The 8,210-nt window shown below is 73.5% G+C and carries 8 protein-coding genes; 4 read left to right on the forward strand and 4 right to left on the reverse strand.

Translation table 11 applies throughout. The annotated features are described in order from the left end of the window. Window positions 1–218 precede the first annotated feature (218 nt). A complete protein-coding gene (locus ACOV8S_RS21565) occupies window positions 219–845 on the forward strand; it encodes a CGNR zinc finger domain-containing protein (RefSeq protein WP_448320104.1) in 627 nt (208 codons plus the stop codon). A gap of 30 nt (window positions 846–875) precedes the next feature. On the opposite strand, the gene ACOV8S_RS21570 is transcribed toward ACOV8S_RS21565, so the two are convergent. Further along, window positions 876–3,281, reverse strand: a complete 2,406-nt coding sequence (locus tag ACOV8S_RS21570; RefSeq protein WP_448319540.1) for an excinuclease ABC subunit UvrA — start codon at window positions 3,279–3,281, stop codon at window positions 876–878. 284 nt (window positions 3,282–3,565) lie between these two features. Here ACOV8S_RS21570 and ACOV8S_RS21575 point away from each other — a divergent pair, with 284 nt between their 5' ends. Both ACOV8S_RS21575 and ACOV8S_RS21580 read left to right on the forward strand, forming a co-directional pair. Beyond that, window positions 3,566–3,994, forward strand: a complete 429-nt coding sequence (locus ACOV8S_RS21575; RefSeq protein ID WP_448320105.1) for a phage holin family protein — start codon at window positions 3,566–3,568, stop codon at window positions 3,992–3,994. Continuing rightward, a complete protein-coding gene (locus tag ACOV8S_RS21580; protein WP_448319542.1) occupies window positions 3,991–4,440 on the forward strand; it encodes a DUF3618 domain-containing protein in 450 nt (149 codons plus the stop codon). Before ACOV8S_RS21575 ends, ACOV8S_RS21580 begins: the two co-directional genes overlap by 4 nt. A 344-nt stretch (window positions 4,441–4,784) precedes the next feature. Here the strand turns inward: ACOV8S_RS21580 and ACOV8S_RS21585 are convergent, their stop codons facing one another. The 3 genes from ACOV8S_RS21585 to ACOV8S_RS21595 all read right to left on the reverse strand — a co-directional run bounded on the left by ACOV8S_RS21585 (window position 4,785) and on the right by ACOV8S_RS21595 (window position 6,466). Then, complete coding sequence (locus ACOV8S_RS21585) at window positions 4,785–4,973, reverse strand: hypothetical protein (RefSeq protein WP_448319544.1); 189 nt, start codon at window positions 4,971–4,973, stop codon at window positions 4,785–4,787. Between the two features lies 1 nt (window position 4,974). After that, entirely contained in the window at window positions 4,975–5,760 is a 786-nt protein-coding gene (locus ACOV8S_RS21590; protein ID WP_448319546.1) for a crotonase/enoyl-CoA hydratase family protein, read from the reverse strand. A gap of 79 nt (window positions 5,761–5,839) precedes the next feature. Beyond that, complete coding sequence (locus tag ACOV8S_RS21595) at window positions 5,840–6,466, reverse strand: histidine phosphatase family protein (protein ID WP_448319548.1); 627 nt, start codon at window positions 6,464–6,466, stop codon at window positions 5,840–5,842. A 298-nt stretch (window positions 6,467–6,764) separates the two neighbouring features. Between ACOV8S_RS21595 and ACOV8S_RS21600 the strand changes: the two genes are divergently transcribed. After that, on the forward strand, window positions 6,765–8,162 hold the full coding sequence (locus ACOV8S_RS21600; protein WP_448319549.1) for a condensation domain-containing protein: 1,398 nt from the start codon (window positions 6,765–6,767) through the stop codon (window positions 8,160–8,162). Window positions 8,163–8,210: the final 48 nt, after the last annotated feature.

Genomic DNA, 8,210 nt, shown 5'->3' on the forward strand with positions numbered 1-8,210 from the left:
GGTGTAGGTCGCTGATCTGTGCCAGCAGCACCGTCATCCCGCGCCTCCTTCGGCGGTCCGCCCGCCGGTCACCGGCCGGGCGCCTTGCCCGGCCCTCCGCACCTCGCTGTCTCCGCCGCTCTCCGTCCTAACGGAAAACGCAGCGTTTACCGTGAGAGACACTAGACTGCACGCCGATGGGTCGGCAAGCGGTCGACGCCGAGGCGGAAGGGGCCCGCGTGGAGCGGCGGTTGGTGCTGGAACTGGCGGGCACGATCCGTCACGACGGAAACGGGGGCGTCGCGGACGATCTGGCCACGGTGGAGGGCGCCACGCACTGGCTCCACAGCTGCGCGGATCTGCTGTCCGGGGAGCTGACGGGCGGTCGGATCGCGGTCGACGAGGCGTTGCGGGAGGAGGTCGCCGGGGTGCGACGCGCGGTCCGTGCCCTCTTCGCGCGGGCGGTCGCCCCCGGCCCGCCGAGCTCAGCAGACTCCGCCCGCCCGATGCCCTTCGACGAGGCGCTGGATCGGCTGAACACGGCGGCCGCGCGTGCGGCGGTGACACCGCGGCTGGAGTGGCCCAAGGAGGGCGCGCCGGCCGTCCGCATGCTGTCCGCGCACGACTCCCGCGCCGCGGGGCTGGTGGCGGCGCTGGCCCGCGACGCGATCGACTTCCTGGCCGGGCCGCAGCGCGAACTGCTGCGGGCGTGCACGGCCCCGCGCTGCGTGCGGTACTTCGTCAAGAGCCACGGCCGGCAGGAATGGTGCAGGACCTCCTGCGGGAACCGTGCCCGGGCGGCCCGCCACTACCGGCGTCACCGCACGCAGGCGCAGGACGGCCCGGACGGTCCCGCCCCGTCCTGAGGCGCGGACGGGGCCGTCCGGGCGGCGGGATCATCCGGCGGTGTAGTCGGCCAGGTGCTCGGCGGTGACGGTCGCGCCGGAGGCGACCAGGTCGGCGGGGGTGCCCTCGAAGACGACGCGGCCGCCTTCGCGGCCCGCGCCCGGGCCGAGGTCGACGATCCAGTCCGCGTGCGCCATCACCGCGAGGTGGTGCTCGACGACGACCACGGACTTGCCCGACTCCACCAGCCGGTCCAGGAGGGTGAGGAGCTGTCCGACGTCGGCGAGGTGGAGGCCGGTGGTCGGTTCGTCGAGGACGTAGACGCCTCCCGGATCGCCCATGTGCGTGGCGAGCTTCAGGCGCTGGCGCTCGCCACCGGAGAGGGTCGTCAGGGGCTGGCCCAGGGTGAGGTAGCCGAGGCCGACCTCCTCGAGCCGGGTGAGCACGCGGTGCGCGGCGGGCGTGCGGGCCTCCCCGGCGCCGAAGAACTCCAGCGCCCGGGACACCGGCATCGCGAGGACCTCGCTGATGTCGCGGCCGCCGAGGCGGTACTCGAGGACGGCCGGCTGGAAGCGCTTGCCCTCGCAGTCCTCGCAGGGCGTGGCGACCCCCGCCATCATGGCCAGGTCGGTGTAGATGACGCCGGCGCCGTTGCAGACCGGGCAGGCGCCCTCGGAGTTGGCGCTGAACAGGGCGGGCTTGACTCCGTTGGCCTTGGCGAAGGCCTTGCGGATCGGCTCGAGCAGACCGGTGTAGGTGGCCGGGTTGCTGCGCCGGGACCCTCGGATCGCGCCCTGGCCGACCGAGACCACGCCCGCCTCGGCGGCGAGCGGGCTGCCCACCAGGGAGCCGTGCACCAGGGAGCTCTTGCCGGAGCCGGCGACCCCGGTGACCACGACGAGGACGCCGAGCGGGATGTCGACGTCCACGTCCTGGAGGTTGTGGGTGCGCGCGCCGCGGATCTCGAGCTGCCCCGTGGGGGTGCGCACCTTCTCCTTGAGGGTGGTGCGGTCCTCGAGGTGGCGCCCGGTGACGGTGGCCGAGGAACGCAGGCCCTGGACGGTGCCCTCGAAGCAGACGGTGCCGCCCTCGGTGCCGGCTCCCGGGCCGAGGTCGACGACGTGGTCGGCGATCGCGATCGTCTGCGGCTTGTGCTCGACGACCAGCACCGTGTTGCCCTTGTCGCGCAGGCGCAGCAGCAGGTTGTTGACCCGCCGGATGTCGTGGGGGTGCAGGCCGACGGTGGGCTCGTCGAAGACGTAGGTGACGTCGGTCAGGCTGGAGCCGAGGTGGCGGATCATCTTGACGCGCTGGGCCTCGCCGCCGGACAGGCTGCCGGTGGGGCGTTCCAGGGCGAGGTAGCCGAGGCCGATCTCGACGAAGGAGTCGAGGACGCCGCGCAGGGCGGTGAGCAGCGGGGCCACCGAGGGCTCGTCGAGTTCGCGGATCCAGGCGGCGAGTTCGCCGATCTCCGTGGAGCAGAGGTCGGCGATGCTGCGGCCGCGGATGCGGGAGGAGCGGGCCGCCTCGTTGAGGCGGGTGCCGTCGCACTCGGGGCAGGTGACGAAGGTGACGGCCCGGTCGACGAACTCGCGGATGTGGGGCTGCATCGCGTCGCGGTCCTTGGAGAGGATCGACTTGCGCAGCTTGGGGATGAGCCCTTCGTAGGTGAGGTTGGCGCCCTCCACCTTGACCTTGACGGGTTCGTGGTGGAGGAAGTCCTCCATCTCCTGCTCGGTGAAGTCGCGGATGGGCTTGTCGGGGTCGAAGAAGCCGGACGCCGCGTAGGTCCTGACGGTCCACCAGCTGTCGGACTTCCAGCCGGGAATGGTGAAGGCGCCCTCGCTGATCGACTTGCTGTCGTCGTAGAGCTGGGAGAGGTCGATGTCCGAGACCGCTCCCCGGCCCTCGCAGCGCGCGCACATGCCGCCCGCGCGGGAGAACGTCTGCTTGACGGTCTTCTGGTCGCCCCGCTCGACGGTGATGGCGCCGCTGGCCCGCACGGAGGGCGTGTTGAAGGAGAAGGCGTTGGGCGGGCCGATGTGGGGGTCGCCGAGACGGCTGAACAGGATGCGCAGCATGGCGTTGACGTCGGTGACGGTGCCGACGGTGGAGCGGGGGTCGGCGCCGATGCGTTCCTGGTCGACGACGATGGCCGTCGTCAGACCTTCGAGGACGTCGACGTCGGGCCGGGCGAGGGTCGGCATGAAGCCCTGGACGAAGGCGCTGTAGGTCTCGTTGATCAGGCGCTGGGACTCGGCGGCGACGGTCTCGAAGACCAGGGAGCTCTTGCCGGATCCGGAGACGCCGGTGAAGACCGTGAGGCGGCGCTTGGGGATGTCGACGCTGACGTCACGGAGGTTGTTGACGCGGGCGCCGTGCACGCGGATCACGTCGTGCGTGGCCGAGGCGGGTACGTGTCCGCTGTCCGTGGTCGTGGTCCCGGCTTCGCTCATGACGTCCTCCAACGTGGCGGGGAAGAGGGGGAAGGGTTGCTCCGGCGGCTGCGCAGGGGCGGTCGGCGTCCGCGTTCCGCGGGATCGCGGTCGCCTTCACCCCAAGATCGGCCACGCCGGCAACACTAGACGCCCGCACCGACAACGCGGGGTCTTTCCCCTGTCCCGGCCCGGCCTGCCCTGAATCGGCTTCTTCGGGGTATTCGCGTGCTCACGCGACGGGCGGTGCGCCGCCCGTCGTCCAGGACGACGAGCGAGGACGGGAGGTGATCGTCGTGTCGACCATGCAGCAGCCCCCGGCCGGCGGCGGCCGCAGCGGTGCCCAGGGCGCCGACGAGCCGGTCGGCGAGTTGGTGCAGCGCGCGTCGCAGCAGCTGACGGAGCTGGTACGCGGCGAGATGAAGCTGGCGCAGGCGGAGATGAAGGAGAAGGGGAAGCGCTACGGCAAGGGCGGAGGGCTGTTCGGTGGGGCGGGGGTGGTCGGGTTCCTGATGCTGCAGGCGCTGGTGGCCACCGCGATCGCCGGTCTGGCGGTGGCCCTGCCGGTGTGGGCCGCCGCGCTGATCGTCACCGTGGTGCTGGGCGCCATCGCCGCGGTGATGGCCGTGAGCGGCAGGAAGCAGATCAAGGAAGGCGCACCGCCGACGCCCGAGGAGACGGTGCGGAGCGTGAAGGCCGACGTGGCCGAGATCAAGGAGAGCGTGAAGCGATGACCGATCCGTCGAACGACGAGAGCACCACCACCGGCGAGGAGGATCTGCGGGACCACGTCGAGGCGACCCGCCAGGAGCTCGGGAAGACGGTCGAGGCGCTCGCCGCCAAGGCGGACGTCAGGACCCGCGCCCAGGAGAAGGCCGCCGAGGTCAAGGGGCAGGCCGCCGCCAAGGCCGGGGAGTTGAAGGTCAAGGCGGCCCGTACCGCGGCCCAGGTGCAGGAGAGGATTCCCGCCCCGGTGAAGGAGAAGGCCGCGTCCGCGGCCGGACAGGCCCGGGCCAAGGCGTCCCAGGCCGCCGGTCTGGTGCAGGAGAAGGCGCCCGAACCCGTGCGGCAGAAGGCGGCGCAGGGAGCCCAGGCTGCGCGGGACCACCGCACCCTGCTGCTGACGGCGGCCGGCGTGGTCGTCCTGGTGTGGCTGGCGCGCCGCCGTTCGCAGCGGTGAGCGGAAGAGGACGTCGGACGCCGGCCGGGCCTTGGCCCGGCCGGCGTCCGACGTGTGACGGGGGTGCGGCCGCCGCTGCAGGCGCCGGCACCCCCGTCGGCCGTTCGGGACCCAGCAGCGCGGCGGTCAGCGGGGGCCGGGCCCGCGCCGGGCCCTTCGGGTCGCCGCCCGCTCCTGTCATGCCTGCTCCGAGCCGTTCGGGGCGCAGCCCGCTCGGGCGCGGGGCGGGCTGACCGGAGCGGCGCAGCCCTCCGGGGGAGCTCCCCGCGCAGCTGTTTGCGGTTGACCTTGGCGGCGACGGTCTTCGGCAGGCCGTGGCGGAAGAGGATCCGGCGCGGCTTCTTTCAGCGAAGGTCGGGGGTGCCGACGACGGCGACCTCGCGGACGGCCGGGTGGCCGAGTGCGAGGCGGTTGCCGAGGCGGTCGGCCTCGGCGTGGGTGCGCTCCTCGTCGCCGAGGACGACGGCGACCCGGTCCGCGTGTTCGCGTGCCCCGCGGACGATCGGTTCACGTGCGGTGGGACTGTCGCTCATGTCAGGTCTCCTCCCCCGGGAACCGGCCGTGGCGGCCGGCCCCGGCGACGAAACGGGCGGCGCCGGCCGCACCCTCGTGCTCCACGACGGGGACTCCCGCCGTGCCTTCCGCCCTCAGCGCCTCGGCGAGGGGCAGGTCCAGGCCCGCGTAGACGGAGGCCCGGTCGGTCAGCATGCACCGGGAGGGGAAGGACGCGATGGTCCGGGCGAGTTCACGGGCCACCGCGACGGACTCGCCCGGTGCGGTCAGACGGTTGGCGAGTCCCATGGCGTGGGCCTCCTCGGCGGCGACGGGCCGTCCAGTCAGGATCAGGTCCAGGGCGCGGCCGAGGCCGACGATCCGGGGCAGGCGGACGGTGCCCCCGTCGATCAGCGGCACGCCCCAGCGACGGCAGAACACCCCCATCACGGCGTCGCGTTCCACGACGCGCAGGTCGGCCAGCAGCGCCAGTTCGAGGCCGCCCGCCACCGCGTGCCCGGCGACGGCGGCGATCAGCGGCTTGGTGAGGTGCGCCCGGGTGGGGCCCATGGGTCCGGGCGCGGCGCCGTCCTCGGTGAGCAGGTTGCGCCGGTCGGGGTCGCCGACCGCGGTGAGGTCCGCGCCCGCGCAGAAAGTGCCGCCCGCTCCGGCGAGGACCGCCACCCGCAGGTCGGGGTCCGCCTCGAACTCCTGGAAGGCGGAGAGGAGTTGCCCGGCCATGACACGGTCGACCGCGTTGCGCCGCTCGGGGCGGTCCATCCAGATGGTCGCCACGGCGCCGTCGGTCTCCGTGCGTACGTAGGTCATGGCCGCCCTTCGATCCGCGGGTGGGGCAAACGGTGCATGTCTAACGCCGTGCGACGCCCGCGTCCAGGGGTCCAACGGGTCAGACGTGCAGTTCGGGCGGTAGGCCTGTCCAGCGCAGGTCGGCGGGAAGGTGGCCGGTGTCGTTGTACACGAGGAGGGCGGGGGGCCGCTGCGAGGTGTACCGGATCACGGTCAGGCCCGCGTTGGCGTGGTTGAGGCCGATCCACCGGCCTGGCGGGGCGTCCAGGGCGTGCCGGACCAGCCAGCCGACGAGGAAGTTGTGGGTGACGACGAGGTCGTGGCGGGGGGTGTCCTGGGCCACCGGTCCGGTGAAGCGGTCGACGGCCTCGCGGGCGAGCCGGGGTCCCTCCTCGCGCTCGGCGGCCGGGAAGCCCGCAAGGAAGCCGAGGATCCGGTCGGCAGAAGCGGGGTGGAGTTCCTCCCGTGCCGGGACATGGGGCACGTAGTCGCCGGCCGGCCGGCAGGGGTGCGCGGCGACCCCGCCGCCATGGCGGGCCGTGATCAGCGCGGCGGTCTCGGCGGCGCGGGGCAGCGGCCCGTGGTGCACCGCGGCGAACGGGACGCCCCGCAGGCGCTCGCCCAGGAGGGCGGCCTGACGGCGTCCGCGCTCGGTCAGCGAGGTCTCGTCGGCGTTCGCCTCCGCGTGCCGCACGAGGTAGAGGAAGCGGTCGGAGGAGGTGGACAAGTGGTGACTCCCGGGTGGTCGGTCCGGCGGGCGCCCGCCGCGAACTTCCCTCGCCGGAAGGGCTTTTGGGGGCGCTGGGAACGGACGCGGCACCGCCCTCCGCGGTTGCGCCCGTGGCCCGACCCGTTTCCTCGCTCTCGGCCGCCTCGTTGGGCATGCGTCGAAGAAGCCCGGGCGGACGAGGCTTCGGAGGCGGCCGGCGGGGACGAGGGCTCGTGTTCGCCGTCGGGAGCCGGGCCGGTGAACGGGCCGACGCGAGGTTCCGCCTTCTCCGCCCCCTACGAAGGGAAACGCCCCGGTGCGAGTGACCGACATTCAGCGGTGCGACGTGCGCCCCGGACTGCTCGTCGAGTGGACGCTCAGTCCGGACACCGTCGAGGCGGCCGCCGGCCTGCCGGAGGACACCCGGCCGCCCGCCTACGTGCAGGAGTCGCACATCAGGACGGCGCGGTCGGTGCGCGAGGACGGCCTGTTCGTGCCGACCTGGGTCGGCGCGGCGTTCGACATCCCCGGCACGGTCGACCTGGAGGCGCTGCAACAGGCTCTGCACGACTGGACGTTGCGGCACGAGACGCTGCGCAGCGGGTTCCGCTGGGACCAGGGCGTGATGCGGCGGTTCACGCTCGGGGCCGGGGCGGTGCGACTGCGCCGCGAGGTGGTGGGCGCCTTCGACGACGCGCAGCGGCTCGTCGCCCACCTGCAGGACCGGTTCGACGTGGCCGCGGACGCGCTGGACTGGCCGAACTTCCTCTACGCGGCGGTGGTCCGGCCGGACTGCACCAGTGTGTACATGGCCTTCGACCACAGCAACGTGGACGCCTACTCCCTGCACCGGATCCCGGCCGAGGTCCACGAGTTCTACGCGGCGGCCGTCGAGGGCCGGACCGTGGCGCAGTCTCCGGCGGGCAGCTACGTGGACTTCTGCGAGGCCGAGCGGGCTGACGCGGACCGGGTCGACGACGGTCACGAGATCGTGGCGCGCTGGCGCGAGTTCGTCTCGCGGTGCGACGGTCAGCTGCCCAACTTCCCGGTGGACCTCGGCCTGGACGCCGTGGAGGGCAAGCTTCCGACGCAGAAGCTGCTGCAGGACACGCTCGTGGGGGCGGAGGACGCGGCGGGGTTCGAGGCGTACTGCCGCCCCTTCGGCGGCAGTCTGGTGGGCGTGCTGGCGGCGACGGCGGTGCTGGTGCGGGAGATCGCGGGCACGTCGGTGTACCGGACGGTGGTGCCGTTCCACACGCGGGCGCAGTCGCGGTGGCAGGACTCCGTGGGCTGGTACGTGGGCGGGGTGCCGATCGAGGTCGACCTCTCCGACGGGGCCGGGTTCGAGGAGGCGCTGCGGCGGGTGCGGGCGGCGCTGCGGGGGAACCGGAGGCTGGCGCGGATGCCGATCGCCCGGGTGCTGCGGCTGCTGGGCGCGGAGTTCCGGCCGCGCTCCCCCGACCTGTACTCGATCGTGTCGTTCGTCGACGGGCGCGGGGTGCCGGGCTCGGAGAGGTGGGACGAGCTGCACGCGTACGGGCTGTTGCGGGTGTCGTACGGGGACCAGGTGTGCGTGTGGGTGAGCCGGGTGCACGAGGGCCTGCAGTTCGCCGCGCGGTATCCGGACACCGGGCCGGCGCTGCGGAGCATGGAGCGGTACCTGGAAGGACTGCGGGAGACGGTCTCGCGGGTGGCGCGAACGGCCGGCGCGTAGGGGCCGCGCTGACGGACGGCGCGTGAGGGCCGCGCGAACGGGCGGCGC

Source organism: Streptomyces sp. CO7, from assembly GCF_053474865.1.

Bases quoted from the DNA above. Each gene is read 5' to 3' on its own strand.
- ACOV8S_RS21570 (WP_448319540.1), bottom strand. From the start codon at position 3,281: ATGAGCGAAGCCGGGACCACGACCACGGACAGCGGACACGTACCCGCC.
- ACOV8S_RS21575 (WP_448320105.1), top strand. From the start codon at position 3,566: ATGCAGCAGCCCCCGGCCGGCGGCGGCCGCAGCGGTGCCCAGGGCGCC.
- ACOV8S_RS21580 (WP_448319542.1), top strand. From the start codon at position 3,991: ATGACCGATCCGTCGAACGACGAGAGCACCACCACCGGCGAGGAGGAT.
- ACOV8S_RS21585 (WP_448319544.1), bottom strand. From the start codon at position 4,973: ATGAGCGACAGTCCCACCGCACGTGAACCGATCGTCCGCGGGGCACGC.
- ACOV8S_RS21590 (WP_448319546.1), bottom strand. From the start codon at position 5,760: ATGACCTACGTACGCACGGAGACCGACGGCGCCGTGGCGACCATCTGG.